The following is a 20,852-nucleotide window of genomic DNA, read 5'->3' as shown; positions in this document are numbered from 1 at the left end:
ATCTAAAAACAAAAAAAGAGGCCAGACGAATCTAACCTCTTTATCAAAAAAAAATAAAAAAAACAAAGCCAATGATTAACTAAATATCGATGCCAGCGCAGCGCAAGTTAAAATGAGATAATCTCTATAATCTTAATTTTTTTAAATCTTAAATTATTTTAAGAGTGCATATTGGAATGTTGGGTGACCTCTTTCTAAATCAGCTTTAGCACCAGCTGTAAATTTCAATTTATAAACATTTCCAGCAGGATCTTTAACTACAAAGAAACGATCTGTTTTCAATACAAATTGAGTCATTGGATTTCCATCAGGACCAGGAGCACTAGTACTTCTCCAGTTTGACCCAATGCTTCTTTGATCTGCAGCAAATTTAGTATTGTCAACATTTGCTAATGTAAATGCATCATAAGTAAACGCTGAAGTTAAAACTTGATAAGCTTTTGCATTACCGTTTAAGTTGTTAGTAACATAATCCGGGTAGAAATATGGTGACATTGTTGCTCCATTAGGAATAACATTTACAAAGGTTGTAAAGTTAATATCCCATTGATTTTTTTGCGGTTCAACATTTACTACTTTTTTATCGATTAGGCTTAAAAACGTAAAATTATATGCACTATTTTTAGAAATTACAATTTCTTCGTGAGTAGTCGAAGCAAGATCAGCATATTGAACTTTATAGTCGCTTCCGCTTCTTAAAACTCTGATTTTTTTCCATCCTCTTGTGTCTCCTCCTGCAGCTCCTTCTTTTCCTAAAACCGGAGCAGCAGCAGCTGGTTTATTACCTAAATAAAGTAAATATACTTTGTTATCAGAATCTGTAGATGAAACTGCAGCGATAGCCGTTTTTGTAATATCTCCTGCTGAATCATCAACTTGTTCAGGAAAACCTGTTCCCTGCCCAATAATCATAGTTTCGTCAGCAACCTGAACTTCATCAATGTTAGTACTTTTTAATTGTTTTACAGCCATTTTTACAGAACTGTTCAATACTACTCTAAAGTCAGCACCAGAATAAAATCCTAAATCCCAAGAATTTCTAACTACACTTGTCATTTTTCCACTGCTCAAATCAATATAAATCTGGTTTGGTTCTAATGGACCTCCAACTAGTGGTGACAAAGCTGTTCCTAAAGATGCTGCCTCATTAAAGTTTAATTGAATTGTTTTGTTTCCTGAAATTTGAGCTCCAAAAGAAGTTCCTGAAATAGTGAAAACTACATTTTTAACCTCAGTTGCAGTTGCATTTTTTACTTTATTAAAAGTAAACTCAACTGAAGTTGCATTTTGTGCAAAAGGTATAACTACTTTTTTAGTCGCTGCTGCAGGACTTGTAGTATAATCAGTAGTATAAGCTACTGCTGTTTCAGTAATATCAAGAGTAATCGTTCCAGCAACAGGAGCTGGCTTAGAGAATTTTATTTGAACTGGAGTTGCATCACTTGTCAAATTATACGAAGTTTCAGCAAACGCAACAGCAACATCTGACTGTGGAGCATTATCGTCACTATTACATGCCGTAAAAGCAAGAAAGACGAAAGTAAGAATTAAGACAAAGTTCTTTTTCATAGTATTTAAGGTATTTATATATTTAATTAAAATTTAAGTTATAAGTAAGTTTAAGAAAGTAAGAGCGTCCATACCCAAGCATCAAGGCTTGTGGACCAGCGGCATGAGTTCCTCCGCCTGAACCTCCGTTACCCTGAGTAATTTGCACATTTGTAATATTGAATAAATTACGAGCTCCAACCGTAACTTCAAATTGATTTTTAAAGAATGATTTTCGAACAGAAGCATCCATCCAGCTGTACGGATTAATTTTGTTTAGATAAAATTTAGCATTACCATTTTCATCGGTTCCTGTTGCAAATTGCTGTTGTTGTCCGTTGTATTTATAATAAAGTGCAAACAAAGTATTCCATTTTGGAACGTTGTATGAGATGCTGGAGTTCAACTGTAAAGAATACAAAAATTTATCATCTGAGCTAATACCCAGTTCTGCTAAATCAAGTTTTTGAGAAATTCCAACTAAAGCAGCTCCAACTTTTACATTCCAATTTTTATATGCATATTGCTCTGTGGTAGAAATGTTCCACATTTTATATTTGTTGATATTGATGTACTTATATTTTGAAGGTGTAATTTCTGTCAACACCAAATCAATTCTGTCATCAACATCTAAAAAAGTCACTGCCACATTATTAGCAATCTGTCCACCCGATTTTAAATCACAGATTCTCTTAAAACTTACTTCGTACGATGTACTGTTTTCCGGAACCAAATTAGGATTACCCTGTACATTATGATTAGAGTCAACAAAATAAGTATATAGCTCATCAAAATTTGGAGTACGATATGATTTACCTAATGAAGCTCTTACTTCTAATCCTTTTTTGAAAAGATATCTTAAGCCTAACGAACTAGCATATTGATCCTTAAAAGTATTTTGAATGGAGTAACGAAGTCCCGGACGAATTGAAAGTTTATCTGATAAACTAATTTCAGCAACTGTAAAGATGTCATAATTCTCTAATCTCTTTCTAACATCTACAGACTGCAGTGCGTTATCTAGAAAAGTTCCCGCTGCACCGCTGTAAAAACCATTTTCATTTGTGATTTCATATCCCAATTGAAAATCTACTTTTTTATTGTTGAAGAAATTACTTAATGTTCCGGTAGAATAAAGTACTTCTTTAGATTGATACGTAAATCTGTTATTGTTAGACTCTTTTTCTGTTTCTAATTGATAGTCAAACAATTCAGCATCACGTTCTTGTTTTTGGTGTGATACAGAAACATTATAATTTAATTTAGAAAAAAGTTTTCCATTTGCATTCAAATGATGGTAAAAACGATTTGTTAAATACCGTTTATCTCTTGCAAAAAAAGTTTCCGGAAAAGGGTAATTGTCTTGAGGAACTAACACTGGACTATAAAAATCTACATTTTCTCCATAGTAATCAAATTTGTAAAAAATCTTAAAGTTATCCTTCTGATATCCAAGTATTGCATTTCCAACCCATTGTTCTTTTGGCAGCCACGAATACCCTCTTAAACCATCATTAACAGCATAATCTTTTCCTTGTTTATCGTCATAAAAACCTTCAAAATTATTATGATTCCCACCAATATTAATATACCAGTTATCATTAAAATTATGCCCTACTTTAGCTGACTGAATATGTCTTCCTTTATCAGTAAGTGAATATTCATTACCAACCGTCTCTTCCTGAATAGTTGCGCTGATATCCCATTTATTAGACCCGCCTTTCTTTGTAATAATATTTAAGATTCCGGTCACAGCATTCGCTCCATGTGTAACTCCCATTGAGCCTTCAATAATCTCAATACGTTCTACATCATCAAGATTTACCTGCGTTAAATCAACATTAGTTCCCATACCTGTATCACTTACTAATGGTATATTATCTACTAAAATTTTAAAATACTGCGCATCTAATCCGAACATTGAAACCGTCGAGCGTCCATCGCTCCCGCTATTCTGAACTGTAATGTTTAAGTATTGATTTAAAACATCTGAAAGATTATTTGCTGCTAGTTGCTTGATATCTTCTTTAGAGATTACACGTACATTAAAAACCGATTTCTTAATTGATTGCGGACTTAATTGTCCTGTTACAACAACCTCAGAAAGTTTTTCCTGAGAGACAATACTATCTTTCTGCTGAGCAAAAGAATAGGTACAAAAAAGAAGTCCAGCAAAAAGGGTAATTTTAATTTTCATTATTTTTATTCAATCTTAATAATGCCGCAAATATATAAACTATTTTTATTTGTTCTAAATAAAATGTATATATTTGCAAAAAATTTAAAAACAAAATAATAAGTTATGATTTCAAAAAGTCTCTATTTTTCAGCTGTTATGGCTTTGACTTGCAGCCTTGGTTTCAGTCAGGACAAAAAGCAACAAGACATTAAGTCAATAAAATCAATGTGTGGTTGCTACGAAGTAAAATTCAACTTCACAGAAACATTTTCATATCCAAAAGATTCTCTTACTTATAAACCATCAGAAACCAAGCATGAATCTGCTTTAGAATGGGTAGAATTATTAGAGGACACTCCAAACAAAATCGTAATGCAACATTTATTGATTGTAAGTGATGATATGATCATTAAGCACTGGAGACAAGACTGGATGTATGAAAACACAGATTTATATTCTTTTGATAAAGGAACTTCCTGGAAATATAAAAAATTAGATAAAAAAGCTGTTAAAGGTCAATGGACTCAAAAAGTCTATCAGGTAGATGACAGCCCTAGATATGAAGGATCTTCTACTTGGGTACATGTTGACGGAAAAGATTACTGGGCAAATGTTGCTGACGCACCACTTCCTAGAAGAGAGCAGACACACCGTAATGATTACAATGTTTTGAAAAGAAGAAACATTCACGAAATCACGGCAACTGGATGGAATCATGAGCAGGATAATGATAAACTGATTAGAGATGACAGCGGGAAAGACGTTATGTTAGCGCAGGAAAAAGGCTTTGACGTTTATACAAAAGTGGCAGACAGTAAATGTATCGCTGGTCAAAAATGGTGGGTTGCAAACAATGCACTTTGGAAAAATGTTCGCGATAAATGGCAAACACTTTTTGACAGACATAAAGACTTAAACTTAGAAGCTAAAGTAGACAGAAAAGCTCTTTATTCTCTTTTGTTTGATTTAAAACCAGACGCTACAAAAGCAGAATCAGATGCGATTATCGACAAGTTTGTAAAATAAAAATGGTTTGTGTTAGTTGTGAAAAAGCCGATAGTTTTTAGAACTATCGGCTTTTTTTATGGTTACATTTTAATTTATAATGGGTTTTGAATAATTAATGGATTTGCATCGATTTCAGCTTGCGGGATTTGAAAAATAAATCTATTATCATCTGCTGGAATATCGAATCTACCAAAGGCAGGGTGATTTGTATCTGGGTAATTTCGAGATAAACCAATGCCTAGACGTTTCATGTCGTACCAAGCACAACCTTCTCCCCACAATTCAATTCTTTTTTGAAGAATTATTTCATTAATCAAAGCCAATCCTGAATTTGTAGATAACATATAAGCAGGATCCCTAGTTATAGTTATTTCATATAATACTTGTTTAGCTGAAGCTTCATTTCCTGATCTCGCAAGAGCTTCAGCCTCTATATAATACATTTCAGAAGATCTCAAATAAATATAACTACCAGAATCTATAGTTGGATCTCTAAATTTTATATTTGCATAAGCTGGTAAAGATGGATATGTTGTATTACCAGATGGAGAAACAAAAGCTTTCTTTCTAAAATCAGTTTCTGAAATACTATTGTACAATTTTTTGTCCATATTTTTATAAACTCCCATTCCTCCTGCATATCCTGATTGATTTGTATTATCAAAATGTCCAAAGAAGTTTGCAACAAAAGTACTAATTGAAGAGTTTAATGTTGCTCCCCACATTGTTTCATTAGATTTCGTAATATAAAACCCATTCATCCATTCCGCTTCATTAAGCAAGGTATAACCCTGTCTTGCTAAATGAGCCATTGAAGCTGCCTCTGTATACTTACCCATCTCTAAATATACTTCAGCTAAAAAAGCTTGAGCTACTGTTTTATCTACAGAATCATTATTTAAGCGTTTATAAGATGTCAACAATTCGATAGATTCTTTCAAATCACTTTCTACTAAAGTATACACCTCACCCACAGTAGATCTGGCTTTGCCTTCTAATGTAGGCTCTGTATAAAGTGGCACGCATAATTTAGTTTCATTGCCAATATATGTAGGACCATAAGTACGTGCCAGCATAAAATAAAAATACCCCCTTAAAGCCAGAGCCTGTCCTCTAATTGATTTTAAATTTTCATCAGTAGCATTTGATGGAATACCACCAAGTACAATATTTGTAGATTTAATCTGAGGATAATAAGTATTCCATACTAATCTAGATCTTGAATTCGTTTGCTGTCTACCAATGTAAGTATAAAAAGACTGATACCAGCTTGATTTCGTCATCAACATATCATTAGACATCATATCCATTGCTGAAAGCACGGATTTATGACCATAATCTTCATGATTACCTCCAATTGCTAATCCATAAGATCTTAATGCAGAATAAACCCCACTTACAATAGCTTGATTTGCCGATGCAGAAGTTGCTAATTGTTCTTTATTAATTGTTGATTCAGGTACTGTATCAAGAAACTCTTTATCACAACTTGTGAGTGCCAATAAAAATACAATTGCAATTATTACCTTTTTCATGTCTTAAAAATTTACTGTTAAACCAAATGAAATACTTCTCATCACACCATACACATTAAGCGACTGCCCATTATTTACCCTTTCTCCTAGTCTATTTAATCTTGGATCCATTCCTTTTCTTTCAGACCATAATGCTAAATTTGATCCCATCAAAGTAAACTTTGTACATTGGATACCTAAATCCTTAAGCCATGCGTCATTATAGTTATATCCAATCGAAACATCCTGAAGACTTATATAATCAGATTTTATTAAGAAATAATCTGAATTCGCCATTTGATAAATTGATACATGATCAATTCTAGGTATGTCAGAATTTGGGTTATCAATTGTCCATCCTTTTGTTACATCTTTATGATAATTCTGACCTATGTTATCTGATCCTGAATACATCGCAGATTGATAAACTCCGTCATACATATAACCTCCAAATTGATAAGCAAAACTTGCTTGAAAAGTAATATTTTTGTATCTAAATAAAGTTCCAAATCCACCATATACATCTGGATTGGCATCCTTTTTACTCAAATATGGATTAGCTTCTCCAAAGACATTTGTGGTTACTTTATTTCCTGTTAAATTTCCACTAGCGTCTTTCTCATCTTTATACCATAATGCGTCTCCATTTGTTTTATCTACTCCAGCATACTCTCTTAAAAAGTATGAATAAGCAGGAGCTCCGACTTCGAAACGGTAAATCCCATCTGTAAATGCTTTAGGCAACGATGTTATCTTATTTTTATAACTTGTTGCGTTACCCCAAATATTAAAATCTACATTTTTATTTTTAACAATATCAATTCCTAAATTTATCTCAATCCCTTTATTTCCCATATCTCCAATATTTTTAGAAACAAATGATGTTCCTGTAGATAAAGCAATAGGGAAATTGTATATCAAATCACTAACATTTCTCTCAAAGTATTCAGCTTCAAAAGAAATCCTATCAAACAATGTAATATCAAATCCAACATTTAAATTTTTAGACTTTTCCCATTTGACACTTTTATCTGCTTCAAAAACATTTAAAACACTTGCGTTGCCTTCAGAATCTGGCACGACTTCATATTGGGTTTCGTAAGCATAATAGTTTCTTAAACTGCCAAAATAACTGCGATGACTAATTTGTGAAGTAGCTGGATAATTTATATTGTCATTACCTTGTTCTCCATAACTTCCTTTTATTCTAAAATCTGTAATCCATTTTGTTTTAGGAAAGAATGATTCTTTAATCACAGACCATGCAGCTCCAAAACCATAAAAATTACCCCATCTATTTTCTGGAGCAAATACTGACGAGCCATCTCTTCTAAAACTACCATTCACAAAATATTTATTTTTATAACTATAGTTTAGTCTAGAAAAATAACCTTCAACTTTGTATAAATCATTATAACCATCTAGATAGCCATATTTGGTTGCGTTGCTAATAATTGGCAAATCAGATATAACAACATTACTTTTTTGTCCTGCTAGCATTTTTGAAGTAAAATCAGATGATTCATGACCAATTAATACATCAAGTGAATGCTCTCCAAAAGTTTTTTTCCAGGATAATAATTGCTGATTAGTTAATGTATATTCATTTTTAGTAGCCGTTCCTATTCTACCATTAACCCCCATATCATCGCCACCTTCACCAGTTGTACTTGTTAGATAATAACCTGATAATAAATCATATCCAATATTATATCTAAAATTAAAATCTTTTAGAAAATCGACAGAAACATAAGCTCTGGCACCAAATTTATTTTCTTCATTTGATTTAATGTTTAATAATGTAGTTGCATAAGGGTTCAAATTTGAACCATAAGGTCGATCTCCTTTTTGGTTAAAATCATAAGATTTAGTACCATCTTGATTATAAATCATATTACCATTGTCATCTCTTTGCCAAATAGTATATATAGGAGCAATATTTCGAGCCCAGCTAAATAAATTGCTATAAGTTGAAGATGCTGTTTTTGAAATTGGAGCATTTTGGTTTGAATGTGCATAATTTACATTTGTTCCAATTTTTACTTTACTAGAAACATTATAATCAACATTGGCTCTCAACGTTACACGTTCAAAATTTGAATTAATCGTATACCCATCATCTGATAAATAACCAATAGATAAATAAGAGTTAAGGTTATCTGTACTACCTGACAGACTTAAATACTGCTCTTGTCTAATAGCATCTCTAAATAATGCTTTTGACCAATCATCGTGATACAGCAATTTAGCATCCGCATTTATTTCGCCAGTTGCTGGATTTATAACCTGATTATTGGCTACATTATAATTATTATATCCAAGAGAATAAGTATCTCCCGTTATTAAGTTTTGAGCTGCAATATTTGAAGCATTAGTCGGCGTTTGTCCTTGATAAATTAAACCATTTCTAATTCTATTGTATACCGTTTTGTAATAATCGGCTGGATTTTTAATCATATCATATTCAGGCACAGCACGTGAGTTAACCCCAATTTTAGTTTCATAAGTAACTGTCAATTGTCCTTTTTTTCCTTTTTTAGTCGTAACAATGATTACTCCATTGGCTCCTCTGCTACCATATAGCGCATTAGATGATGCGTCCTTTAAAAAACTAATTGATTCAATATCTTGAGTTGCTATTGAATTAATATCTCCATTAAATGGTATTCCATCAACTACGTATAAAGGCGCATTTGAAGATGATATAGAACCAATACCTCTAAATCTTACCTGTGGAGGATCGCCTGGTTGTCCTGAATTTGCACTAATTTGCACACCAGCCACTTTACCTGTTAAAGATTGAACGGCATTAGACGATTGAGTATTTTCTAAGATTTTTGAATCTATTTTACTTACTGCTCCAGTAATTTCTTGTTTTTTTTGAGTACCAAAAGCCACCACAACTACCTCATCTAATTCTTTTCCTCCTTCTTTCATTTTAGCATTTATTACAGAAGAAGTTCCTACTGTAATCTTAACATCTTCCATTCCCATATAAGAAAACATAAGAATATCTCCCGTTTTTGCTTTGATAGAATACTTGCCATCAAAATCTGTTTGTGCTCCAGATTTCGTTCCTTTGACTAAAATACTAACCCCTGGTAAAGGTATTCCGGCATTATCCGAAACCGTTCCAGTAATTTTTTTTTCTTGTGCAAATGTGACTTGCAAAGCAAATAGAAAAAAAAGTACTGCAAATCCTTTTAATTTTTGTTTCATTATTTTGATTTTTTTGATTTAGGGGTGCAACTTATTAATAAATAATAATTTTAACAAGAAATATACTGTATTTAACATTACAAAATATAGTCTTTGTATTACAAATAATATATTTTCATTGTTAACAGACCTACAATAAGCCTGATTTTCAACAACTTTAAAAAGAAGTAGAATAGATTCTCTGTAAGAATCCTTTTAAAGATTGTAATCTTAAAAAAAAACTAAAAATGTTATAATTTTAAAGTTTCGCTAATTAATCTCACTCAGAGTCTTTGCGCCCGATTGTTGTTATTCATAAACCAAATTTCTTTCCTATTGGTTTGGGAACTGAAAATAAAAAAACCGCCCAGATCCTGTCTAGACGGTTTAATCCTCTTAAATAATTTCTGCTAAAAGCTTACTAATTCAAAATAGTCAAAAATAAATATAAGAAGGTATCTTAAAACAATAACCAATTTCGTTTGGTTGAAAGTTGTTGTTACAATTATTTAATACAAATATATTACAGAATTAGACTACAAATAAGACCTATAAGTCTTAAAAGCAATAAAAAAAGCCAATAGTCTTTCAACTATTGGCTTCATATCTTAATATACGATTTGTTTTTACAATTCTTACATTCTCTCCGGAACCTCAATTCCTAACAAACTTAATGTAGCTTTTATTACCTCGGCAACTTTTTGAGAAAGCTGTACTCTGAAAATCTTCTTTGTTAAATCAACTTCTCCTAAAATATGAACGGACTGATAGAATGAATTATACTCTTTTACTAAGTCGTATGTATAATTAGCAATTAGTGCCGGACTGTGATTTTGCGCTGCATTCTGGATTATTTCCGGGAAAAGTTCTATTTGTTTTATCAATTCTTTTTCTTTTTCATGCAACTCTTCGATCGTTGTTATTGCAGCGAAATCAAAATCGGCTTTACGGATAATGGATTGAATTCTCGCATAAGTATATTGAATAAACGGACCTGTATTTCCGGCAAAATCAACCGATTCTTCAGGATTAAATAAAATACGTTTCTTTGGATCTACTTTTAAAATATAATATTTCAAGGCTCCAAGACCTATTGTTTTATATAATTTTGCTTTTTCTTCGGCAGAATAGCTGTCTAATTTTCCCAGATCTTCAGAAATTTGTTTCGCTGTATCTGTCATATCCTGCATCAAATCATCAGCATCAACAACAGTTCCCTCACGGCTTTTCATTTTTCCGGAAGGTAAATCAACCATTCCGTATGACAAGTGATATAGACTTGAAGCCCAGTCAAAACCAAGTTTTTTCAGGATTAAGAATAACACTTTAAAATGATAATCCTGTTCGTTACCAACTGTGTAAACCATTCCGCCCACATCTGGCATATCTTTTACACGCTGAATTGCAGTTCCGATATCCTGAGTCATATAAACCGCAGTTCCGTCAGAACGCAAAACAATTTTACGATCCAAACCTTCGTCTGTCAAATCAATCCAAACGGAACCATCAGGATCTTTTTCAAAAACACCCTTATCAAGACCTACCTGAACAACATCTTTTCCTAATAAGTAGGTATTGCTTTCGTAGTAGTATTTATCAAAATTAACTCCAAGATTGCTGTAGGTTGTAGCAAAACCATCATAAACCCATTGGTTCATTTTTTTCCAAAGTGCAATAACAGCTTCATCACCAGCTTCCCATTTCTTAAGCATCTCTTGTGCTTCAACGATAATTGGTGCAAGTTTTTTAGCTTCTTCCTCTGTTTTTCCGGTTTCAATTAATTGGTTGATTTCTGCTTTATAAGCTTTATCAAACTCTACATAATATTTTCCAACTAATTTATCTCCTTTTAAATTTGAACTTTCAGGAGTTTCACCATTTCCAAATTTTTCCCAGGCCAGCATCGACTTGCAAATATGGATTCCGCGGTCATTGATGATTTGAGTTTTATAAACTTTTTTACCAGAAGCTTTAATAATTTCGGCTACAGAATACCCTAACAAATTGTTACGAACGTGACCTAAGTGCAAAGGTTTATTGGTATTTGGCGAAGAATATTCAACCATTATAGCTTTTTCTTCCGGGTTTGGAGTTACATAACCAAATTTAGTATTGTCTTTAATTCCATTAAAGAAATTCAAATAGTAACTATCTGCAATTACAATATTCAAAAAGCCGGATACCACATTAAAGCGCGCAACTTCGGAAACATTTTCTACTAAATAATTTCCAATTTTATTTCCTAACTCGGCAGGATTACTTTTAATCACTTTTAGCAAAGGAAATATCACCATCGTAATATCGCCTTCAAACTCTTTTCTGGTAGTTTGAAATTCGATTTTATCAACAGTAACATCAAATAATGTCTGTATTGCTTTTTGTATAGAAGGAGTAAGAATTTGTGATAATGACATGTAAAACTTGTTTTAAAGTGAGCAAAGATACTGCTTATTCATCAATTAGAGAAAATGAAAAACATATAAAATAAAACAAAACGTTTAGAAATTCTTAATAAGCATTTTGTTTTGAATGTTAAAATTATCAAAAAATCAAAATGCTAATCTCTTACTAAACAGAACATCTACATCTGAAAAATTATTTTTTTCATTTTTTCATGTAACATATCTATAACTAAAGAGTCTTAATAGGGACTTCGATTTTATCTGAAGTTTAAAAAAATCTAACAAAAACAAAAAACAATCATCATCAATCAAATCAAATAATCATTTTTATTATTATGAAATTAAAATTCTTTCTGTTCGCGTTACTTGGTGTAATTGCGACAACGCAGGCCCAGAACACGGGGACTGTCTCGGGAAAAATTACCGAAAAATCCAATAACGCTCCCATTTCTTATGCTACCGTTTCTATCAAAGACAACGGAAAAGTTGTTTCTGGTGTAAATACCGATGATAATGGAGATTTTACAATTAAAAACCTGGCTTTAAAAAGTTATACAATCGAAATTCAATACATTGGTTTTAGAAAATATATTGGATCTGTACTTTTAAGCGACAACAAAAAAACATCAACAGTTAATGTGTCTCTTGAAGAAGAAGCAACACAATTAAAAGGTGTAAATATTGTGGCTGAACGTTCGACTATTGAGCAAAAAATTGACCGTAAAGTAATTAATGTTGGAAAAGATTTAACCACTGCAGGAGCCTCAGCTTCTGATATTATGAGTAATATTCCATCGGTAAATGTAGATCAGGACGGAAAACTTTCGCTTCGCGGAAATGATAATGTTCGTGTATTAATTGACGGAAGACCATCTAATATTGATCCTGCTCAGTTACTAAAACAAATTCCATCAACTTCAATCAAAAAAATTGAGTTGATTACAAACCCTAGTGCAAAATACAATCCGGAAGGAATGTCGGGAATTATTAATATCGTATTGCATAAAAATGCCAACACAGGTTTTAATGGAACTTATAGTGGTGGTATTACATTTGGAGAAACAGCAAAATACAACCAGTCTTTAGATTTAAATTACAAAACCGGTAAAGTAAATTTCTTTGGAAATGCAGGTCAAAATTTTGGTGTTTACCATAATGATGGAAAAATTTTAAGATTAGATCAGGATGTACAGCAAAAATTAGAAATCTCAAACGATAATGATAACTACTTGTACAAACTTGGAATGGATTATTTGATCAATGACAAAAACACTTTATCTATCTATACTAATCAAAACAAATCTACAGGAGTTGGAATTGTTAACACAGACATTGATTACAACAATGGAGATCCGGACATTTTAAGTATCTTTCAAAAAGCACAATATGACAGCCCGAGTACAACCGGAACATATAATTTAGCGTACAAACATATCTTTGAAAAAGAAGGACATACCTTAGATTTTGAAGGAAATTATAGTGATACTAAAGTAACCCAGGATGCAAATTTTGAAACTCTGACGACAAAACCAGATAATACTGCTAACAATATTATCTATACAGATAATGTTGCTGATAGAAGAAAACTTAGTACAATAAACGTTGATTATGTAAATCCGTTAAATGACAAAACGACTCTTGAAGCAGGTGCCGAAGCCAGAATTACAAGAACAAATAACGATTACATTACTGGTAATCCTGTAGTTCCTGTTGACGAAAGAATCTCTAACTATACTTATGATACAGATATTTATTCTGCGTATGTAACGTTCGGTCAAAAATTCAAAAAATTTAGCTATCAGTTAGGAACTCGTTTTGAGAGCTACAAAGTGATTGCTAATCTGAATCATGGTCAGGATAAATTTACTGATGATTATATCACACTTTATCCATCAGCTTATCTGACTTATAACTTAAATGAGAAAAACGTATTGCAATTAAGCTACAGCCGTCGTGTTGACCGTCCAAGTTTAGAGCAGACAAAACCTATTCGTGAGTTTTCTACTCCACTGGTAACTTCATATGGAAATCCTGAATTAAGACCTCAGTTTACTAATTCTGTTGAAGTAAACTACACCAAAACTCTTGAAAAAGGAAGCGTTACTGCTGGTGTTTTTGCAAGAAGCATACATGACCAAATTAGCAGAACTTTAAGTCCTGACCCGAATGACCCATCTGGATACAAACAAATTCTAAGTTATACTAATTATGACAATAGCAACTCTTATGGCTTTGATGTTTCATTAAACTATAAACTTACTAAATGGTGGGATATTCAGCCTTCTATCGATTTTTCAAGTATAAAACAACACGGTGTTGTATTTGTTTTTGATCCGGCAACAAAGACTAGTTCTCCTCTGGAACGCAGTGTAACAACTTCTGCATTTAATGCCCGTATGAACTCAAACTTTAAACCAACAAAACGTTTAAGTTTCTTATTATTTGGTTTTTACAGAGGACCAGTTGAAGATGTACAACAACAAAGAAAAGAAATGTATAAAATGGATATTGGTTCCCGTTATTCATTATTAGATAACAAAATGAACATAAGTGTACGTTTCAATGACGTTTTCAATACAATGAGATACGCTTTTGACGGAATTTATCCTTATCCTCAAACCGGAGAATTTACATGGGAAAGCCAAACCGTTTATTTAGGTTTAACTTATAACTTTGGTGGAGGAAAAATTAAAAATTTACAACGTAAACAAAGAGAAGATAACACTAACAAAGGTGGTGGCGGAATGTTCTAAGTCCCGCTTTTATTAGCAGATTTTAATAGTTCTTGTAGAAAAGAAAAGCCTGGAGTATGCCAACTCCAGGCTTTTTTATTTTAAGAATGCTTTATAAAAAATTCTTTAATTCTTTTATTTCTTCGGGATTTGCCGTTTCTCCAGAATCTGTAATTGCAGATGAGTGATAAAAAGTAGGAGTTAGTTTTTCCTGCAATAATTTAATATTTGACGATCTCAAACCTCCGCCCGGCATAATTTCGATTCGGTCTTTGGCTAATTTTTGAATCATTTCTAAATCAAATATTCCATCTTCAACATTCGTACTCCTTCCTGAAGTTAAAATAGTCTCAAAACCACACTCAATAACATCCTCAAGTCCTTTTTCGAATGAATCAACAACATCAAATGCTCTATGAAAAGTACATGAAAGCGGATGTGCTAAATGTACTAACTCTTTGTTTTGTTTCTTATTCACTTTTCCGTTAGGTTTTAAGATTCCAAAAACAAAACCATCGACACCCAGTTTTTTATACTGTTTAATATCTTGCTTCATTTCTGTAAGCTCATCATCGTTATAAACAAAGTCGCCTCCGCGGGGTCTTATAATAACATGCATTTTTATACTAATGCTTTCACGCACTTTCACAACCAAAATAGAATTTGGTGTTGTACCTCCTAGTTTCATGTTTTCACATAATTCAATTCTATCGGCTCCACTTTCCTGAGCGATAATTGCTGAATTGTAATTAAAACACGCTATTTCTAATTGATTTTTTTTCATTGTAAATATCAAAAAAGGCTTTGATTTCGCTTAGCCAGACAATAATTTCTATGTAACTTTAATCCGATATCATCCTGAGCAAAGTAGAAAGCTAAGTTACAATTAAAGTTCATTTTTATTAAATTTTTTATGTGTTGATTCGTTTAAACATTCCGATAATTTTTTCAAATCTTCCCATTTATCATTTATTATTGCTTCTTTCTTTTTACGACTCCAGCCTTTTACTTGTTTCTCAAACGCAATAGCCTGATTAACATCATTAAATTCAGTACAAAAAACTAAATGTAGTGGCCTTTTATTAAATGTATAGCACTCAATATTTAAGCCGTAATTGTGTTCGTTTAATCTTCTTTCAATATTGTTTGTAAATCCTGTATAATAACTATTATCAGAGCATTTTAATATATAGACGTAATATAGTTTCATCTTACTTAAAAAAGTTAAATTAATCTCAAATAAAAGCAAGAAAAATATTTCTTTTTATTATTACTTCAACATTCCAATTGTCACCCTGAGCGGAGTCGAAGGACGTTCCAATTGGCACGTGGGCTTCGACTCCGCTCAGCCTGACAAATCTGTTCTTTTACAATTTTCATACCCTGCTTGTCACCCTGAGCGGAGTCGAAGGGCGTTCCAATTGACACGAAGGCTTCGACTCCGCTCAGCCTGACAACCCGATATAAAAAAAACCTGCTCCAAAACGAAGCAGGTTTTAAATATAATGCAAGATGAATTAATTTACCATTTAATAATAGCGCTCGCCCAGGTAAATCCACTACCAAAAGCAGCTAAAACAACTGTATCACCAGATTTAATTTTTCCTTGTTCCCAAGCTTCAGTCAAAGCAATTGGAATAGATGCCGCAGTTGTATTACCAAATTTCTGGATATTATTATGTACCTGATCATCTGATAATTTGAATTTATTTTGAATGAATTGCGAAATTCTCAGATTTGCCTGATGTGGAATCAGCATATCTATATCTGAAACCTGTAAACCATTTGCTTCAAGACCTTCATTGATTACCTCAGCAAAACGAACTACTGCATTTTTGAATACAAATTGTCCGTTCATATAAGGATAATAACTCTCATCATTAGGATCATTATCTGCTAAAATATCGGTAACCCAGCGTGCACCCATACCCGGAGCCTGCAAAGCTAATTCCTCAGCATGTTGCCCTTCTGAATGTAAATGTGTAGATAAAATTCCTTTTGTTAAATCTTCTTCACGACTTAAAACTGCCGCTCCTGCTCCATCACCAAAAATAACCGAAACTCCACGTCCACGAGTTGTCATATCTAAACCTGTTGAATGAACCTCTGAACCAATTACCAGAATATTTTTATACATTCCGGTTTTAATATATTGATCTGCAACCGAAATCGCATAAACAAAACCTGAACATTGATTTCTAACATCCAGAGCTCCAACAGTTCTTAATCCTAAATCACGTTGAACTAAAACTCCTGGTCCTGGAAAATAATAGTCCGGACTTAAGGTTGCAAAAACTACAAAATCGATATCTTCTTTGGCTACACCAGAACGCTCTATCGCAATTTTAGCTGCTTTTACTCCCATCGAAGTTGTTGTATCTTCTCCACGAATGATATGTCTTCTCTCCTGAATCCCTGTTCTCTCCTGGATCCATTCGTCATTAGTGTCCATTATCTTAGACAAATCATCATTGGTTACAACATTAGAAGGAACATAATATCCTAAGCCCGCTATTTTTGAATGATACATATTCTTTTATTATTTGTTAAAAAATTGGATTGCAAATTTACGTATACTTTAAAACATAAGCACCCAAATTACTATTTTTTTCGTTATTATCAATTTAATTTACTTTAATTATAAGACTATTTAAAATCATTTACTTCTTTAAAAAACAGTTTTTAGACACAAACACTGAAAAAAATTAAATATAAGGTCAAAAATGTAACAAGACCCAAGTATCTTAGACAAACATTTCTGAATACTTTCTTTTTTAACCCCACAAAATTCTAATTATGAAATTAAAGGTTACTTTATTCTTGTTTCTAACTTTTGGCTTTTATTCTTCCGCTCAGGAAAATTTAACGTACCAAAAACCCTCTAAATCTATTCTGGATCTTGCCGATTATCAAAAGGCTCCTACTGCATCAATGGATACAAAGAAAGAAAACATGCTCTTATTGTATCGCAATACATACAAAACCCTCGATGATTTAAATCAGGATGAACTCCGTCTTGCTGGTCTAAGAATAAATCCCGTTACCAATATTTCAAGTACGGTAACTTATGTGACCAATATTAAACTTCAAAAAACAAACGGAAAGCAGGAAATTCAGATTACCGGGCTTCCTGACAATCCAAAAATAGCCAACATTCTATGGTCACCAAATGACAAGAAAGTTTTGTTTTCTCATACTACAAGTTCCGGTGTAGAACTATGGGTTTTAGATATTGCCTCTGCGCAGGCTACAAAACTTACAGAAGCAACGGTTAATGCTAATCTTGGAAATCCGTTTAACTGGTTTTCAGACAATGAAACAATTCTGGTAAAAATGCTTCCTAAGAATAGACAACCTCTTTTAGATTCTAAAAAAGATTTGCCAACCGGACCAATCATTTCGAATACTTCTGGTGAGAAATCTCAAAACAGAACCTATCCGGATATGTTGAAAAACAAAAATGATGAAGCAAATTTTGAAAACAGTATTACGTCTGAATTATATAAAGTAAAACTAAACGGTGAAGCTGTTTTATTTAAAGAAGCTGCCATGTTTGCCGGAGAGAAAATTTCGCCAGATGGTAACTATATCATGCTAACTACTATTCATAAGCCATTTTCTTATGTTGTGCCACTTAGCAGGTTTCCTTTTAAAACAATCGTTTATGATATAAGAGGTAAAGAAATCAAAACTGTCAATGAAGTCCCTTTAAACGAGGTTATACCGAAAGGTTTTATGGCCGTTAGAAAAGGAAAAAGAGAAATGGCATGGAGAAATGATAAACCGGGTACATTATTTTATGTAACTGCTCTGGACGAAGGAGATCCTGAAATCAAAGTCGATTTTAGAGATGAAGTTTTCCTTTGGGATGCCCCTTTTGATCAGAATGCATCTTCATTATTAAAAATACCGCAACGTTTTAGTGATGTTACCTGGGGGAATGATAATCTGGCCGTTATTACTGATGAATGGTATGATACCCGAAACACCAAAACTTACTTAATAAACCCATCAAATCCTGGCCAGCAGCCAAAGGTAATTACCGACAGAAATTCGCAGGACGTTTACTCAGATCCGGGAATTTTTGAAACCAGAAAAAACCAATATAACAAATACATTCTGGCTATTGAAAAAGATAATCTTTTTAGAATTGGTGAAGGATATACCAAAGAAGGACAATTTCCTTTTATAGATGAATTCAATTTTAAAACATTTAAATCAAAACGTATTTACACTTCTGCCTACAAAGACAAAAAAGAAGATTTAATAGAAATTGAAGATTTTAAGTCCGGTAAAGTTTTAGTTCAGATTCAGTCTAAAAGCGAATATCCAAATTATTATTTTAGAAACATTAAAAAACAAAACAGCTTAACACCTATTACTACTTTTAGAAATCCGTTTGAAAGCATCAAAGATGTAAGCAAAGAAGTCATTAAATACAAACGTAAAGACGGACTGGAACTTTCAGGAACATTATACCTTCCTGCTGGTTATGACAAAGTAAAGAAAGAAAAACTCCCTTTATTGATCTGGGCTTATCCTGCGGAATACAAAGACAGGAACAGCGCATCGCAAACGACTCAAAATCCAAATGAATTTACATTTCCTTATTACGGGTCATTTGTTTATTGGGTAACAAAAGGATATGTGGTTCTTGATGATGCAGCGTTTCCTATTATCGGAGAAGGAACTACTGAACCAAATGACAACTTCATTTCGCAATTAGTAGATAATGCAGCAGCCGCAATTGATGCCGTTGATGCTTTAGGATATATCAATCGCAAAAAAGTAGCCGTTGGCGGACATTCATATGGAGCATTTATGACTGCAAATTTATTAACGCATTCTAATCTTTTTGCCTGCGGAATTGCAAGAAGCGGCGCATACAACAGAACTTTAACTCCTTTTGGATTTCAGACAGAACAGCGTAACTACTGGGAAGTGCCTGAAGTTTACAATACCATGTCGCCTTTTATGAATGCAGAAAAGATGAAAACGCCAATTTTATTAGTTCATGGTGAAGCCGATAATAATCCCGGGACTTTTACTTTGCAGACAGAACGTTATTTTCAGGCTCTAAAAGGTTTGGGAGCCCCTGCAAGAATGGTGATTCTGCCAAAAGAATCTCATAGTTATGTTGCCAAAGAAAACATCCTTCACCTACTTTGGGAACAAGATCAGTTTCTAGAAAAATATTTAAAAAACTAGATTTCGATTTAAGTAATAAACCCGACAGGTTTTAAAAACCTGTCGGGTTTGCTATTTTATGGCGCTAAAAAAAATATCTAATTTTCTAATTGACAAATTAGCTAATTATAAATAATTCAATGCCAAGAAAATTTCCTGTTCTAATGGTAAATCGATTTCACTTTCAAAAAAGATTAATTGTCTTTTAAATATAGTTTCGATCAGGTAATGATTTCCCCTAAAATAAGTTCGTCTGATTTTTACCGGTAAATTTGATTCTGTTACCATTTTAAACTGATGTGGATAAACCAGTGTTTTATGATTTTCATCTTCATAAGAAAGTAATAAATGTGTTGGCACTTCATTTACTTCTCCAAACAAAGAAGCCACATATTTAGTTTCAGGATCTTCATATATTTTTATAGGATCCCCTTTTGTGATGATTTCACCATTTCGCATTACGATGGTTTCATCTGCAAAAGACAAAGCATCTGTACTGTCGTGAGTTGCTATAATACAAGTAATCCCTTTTTGCTTTAAGTATCTGAATAAATTTCGGCGTAATGCATTTTTTCTAAATGCATCAATCTGACTAAAAGGTTCGTCCAGCAAAATTATTTCCGGTTCTAATGCCAAAACCCGAACCAATGCTACTCTTTGCTGCTGACCACCGCTCAAAAATTTTGCTTTTACATTAGAAAACTGTTCCATTTCTACCATCTCCAACAATTCCTGAACACGTAGTTTTTTCATATTAGCAAAACCGTTTGACAAAAACTTCCCAACATTTTCTGCTACAGTTTCGTAAGGAGATAAATCAAAATCCTGAGCCAGATATTTCATAAATGGCATACCGGGAATCAAATTATACTTTGGTCCCAGAATAGGTTTTTCGTTATAAAATATTTTACCTTCATCTAAATCATACAAACCGTACAAAAGTTTTAGAAGTGTACTTTTCCCGCAACCACTCTCACCAATAATAGAGATATTATCTCCCTTATTGATCGTAAAAGAAACGTTTTTAATAACAGGTGTATCAGTATATGAAAAAGAAATATTTTGAATGTCGAGCATGTGTTCT

General features: G+C 32.9%; 12 protein-coding genes. 3 read left to right on the top strand and 9 right to left on the bottom strand.

Annotated features, from left to right (window positions below; all coding sequences use genetic code 11):
* Positions 1-153 precede the first annotated feature (153 nt).
* Together OLM51_RS06390 and OLM51_RS06385 are read right to left on the bottom strand one after the other, a co-directional pair.
* Positions 154-1,569: an HmuY family protein gene (locus OLM51_RS06390; RefSeq protein WP_264553516.1), complete on the bottom strand. Its 1,416-nt coding sequence runs from the start codon at positions 1,567-1,569 to the stop codon at positions 154-156.
* A 22-nt stretch (positions 1,570-1,591) separates the two neighbouring features.
* The gene (locus OLM51_RS06385) at positions 1,592-3,745 is read right to left on the bottom strand and encodes a TonB-dependent receptor plug domain-containing protein (protein ID WP_264553515.1); all 2,154 of its coding nucleotides are present in this window, start codon (positions 3,743-3,745) and stop codon (positions 1,592-1,594) included.
* A 105-nt stretch (positions 3,746-3,850) separates the two neighbouring features.
* Between OLM51_RS06385 and OLM51_RS06380 the strand changes: the two genes are divergently transcribed.
* A complete protein-coding gene (locus OLM51_RS06380) occupies positions 3,851-4,753 on the top strand; it encodes a DUF6607 family protein (protein ID WP_264553514.1) in 903 nt (300 codons plus the stop codon).
* A gap of 74 nt (positions 4,754-4,827) precedes the next feature.
* Here OLM51_RS06380 and OLM51_RS06375 read toward each other — a convergent pair whose 3' ends face one another.
* The 3 genes from OLM51_RS06375 to argS all read right to left on the bottom strand — a co-directional run bounded on the left by OLM51_RS06375 (position 4,828) and on the right by argS (position 11,861).
* Entirely contained in the window at positions 4,828-6,270 is a 1,443-nt protein-coding gene (locus OLM51_RS06375; protein ID WP_264553513.1) for a RagB/SusD family nutrient uptake outer membrane protein, read from the bottom strand.
* Between the two features lie 3 nt (positions 6,271-6,273).
* The gene (locus OLM51_RS06370) at positions 6,274-9,468 is read right to left on the bottom strand and encodes a SusC/RagA family TonB-linked outer membrane protein (RefSeq protein ID WP_264553512.1); all 3,195 of its coding nucleotides are present in this window, start codon (positions 9,466-9,468) and stop codon (positions 6,274-6,276) included.
* A gap of 614 nt (positions 9,469-10,082) precedes the next feature.
* Positions 10,083-11,861 carry an arginine--tRNA ligase gene (argS, locus tag OLM51_RS06365; protein WP_264553511.1) on the bottom strand — a complete coding sequence of 593 codons (1,779 nt, stop codon included), beginning with the start codon at positions 11,859-11,861 and terminating at the stop codon, positions 10,083-10,085.
* A gap of 323 nt (positions 11,862-12,184) precedes the next feature.
* On the opposite strand from argS, the gene OLM51_RS06360 reads away from it, so the two are divergent.
* Positions 12,185-14,602, top strand: coding sequence for a TonB-dependent receptor domain-containing protein (locus tag OLM51_RS06360; RefSeq protein WP_264553510.1), 2,418 nt, complete (start codon positions 12,185-12,187; stop codon positions 14,600-14,602).
* A 91-nt stretch (positions 14,603-14,693) separates the two neighbouring features.
* Here OLM51_RS06360 and OLM51_RS06355 read toward each other — a convergent pair whose 3' ends face one another.
* The 3 genes from OLM51_RS06355 to OLM51_RS06345 form a co-directional block, all read right to left on the bottom strand.
* Positions 14,694-15,365 carry a copper homeostasis protein CutC gene (locus tag OLM51_RS06355; RefSeq protein ID WP_264553509.1) on the bottom strand — a complete coding sequence of 224 codons (672 nt, stop codon included), beginning with the start codon at positions 15,363-15,365 and terminating at the stop codon, positions 14,694-14,696.
* 102 nt (positions 15,366-15,467) lie between these two features.
* A complete protein-coding gene (locus tag OLM51_RS06350; RefSeq protein WP_264553508.1) occupies positions 15,468-15,791 on the bottom strand; it encodes a GIY-YIG nuclease family protein in 324 nt (107 codons plus the stop codon).
* A gap of 312 nt (positions 15,792-16,103) precedes the next feature.
* Positions 16,104-17,111: a 3-oxoacyl-ACP synthase III family protein gene (locus OLM51_RS06345; protein WP_264553507.1), complete on the bottom strand. Its 1,008-nt coding sequence runs from the start codon at positions 17,109-17,111 to the stop codon at positions 16,104-16,106.
* Between the two features lie 266 nt (positions 17,112-17,377).
* Between OLM51_RS06345 and OLM51_RS06340 the strand changes: the two genes are divergently transcribed.
* Positions 17,378-19,789: a prolyl oligopeptidase family serine peptidase gene (locus OLM51_RS06340; RefSeq protein WP_264553506.1), complete on the top strand. Its 2,412-nt coding sequence runs from the start codon at positions 17,378-17,380 to the stop codon at positions 19,787-19,789.
* Positions 19,790-19,894: 105 nt separating this feature from the next.
* Here OLM51_RS06340 and OLM51_RS06335 read toward each other — a convergent pair whose 3' ends face one another.
* Positions 19,895-20,845: an ABC transporter ATP-binding protein gene (locus OLM51_RS06335; protein WP_264554277.1), complete on the bottom strand. Its 951-nt coding sequence runs from the start codon at positions 20,843-20,845 to the stop codon at positions 19,895-19,897.
* Between the last annotated feature and the right edge of the window lie 7 nt (positions 20,846-20,852).

This window comes from Flavobacterium sp. N2038 (assembly GCF_025947185.1).
GTDB lineage: Bacteria > Bacteroidota > Bacteroidia > Flavobacteriales > Flavobacteriaceae > Flavobacterium.
Note: the sequence above shows the minus strand (reverse complement) of the source record. Positions and strands in the feature narration are given on the sequence as shown.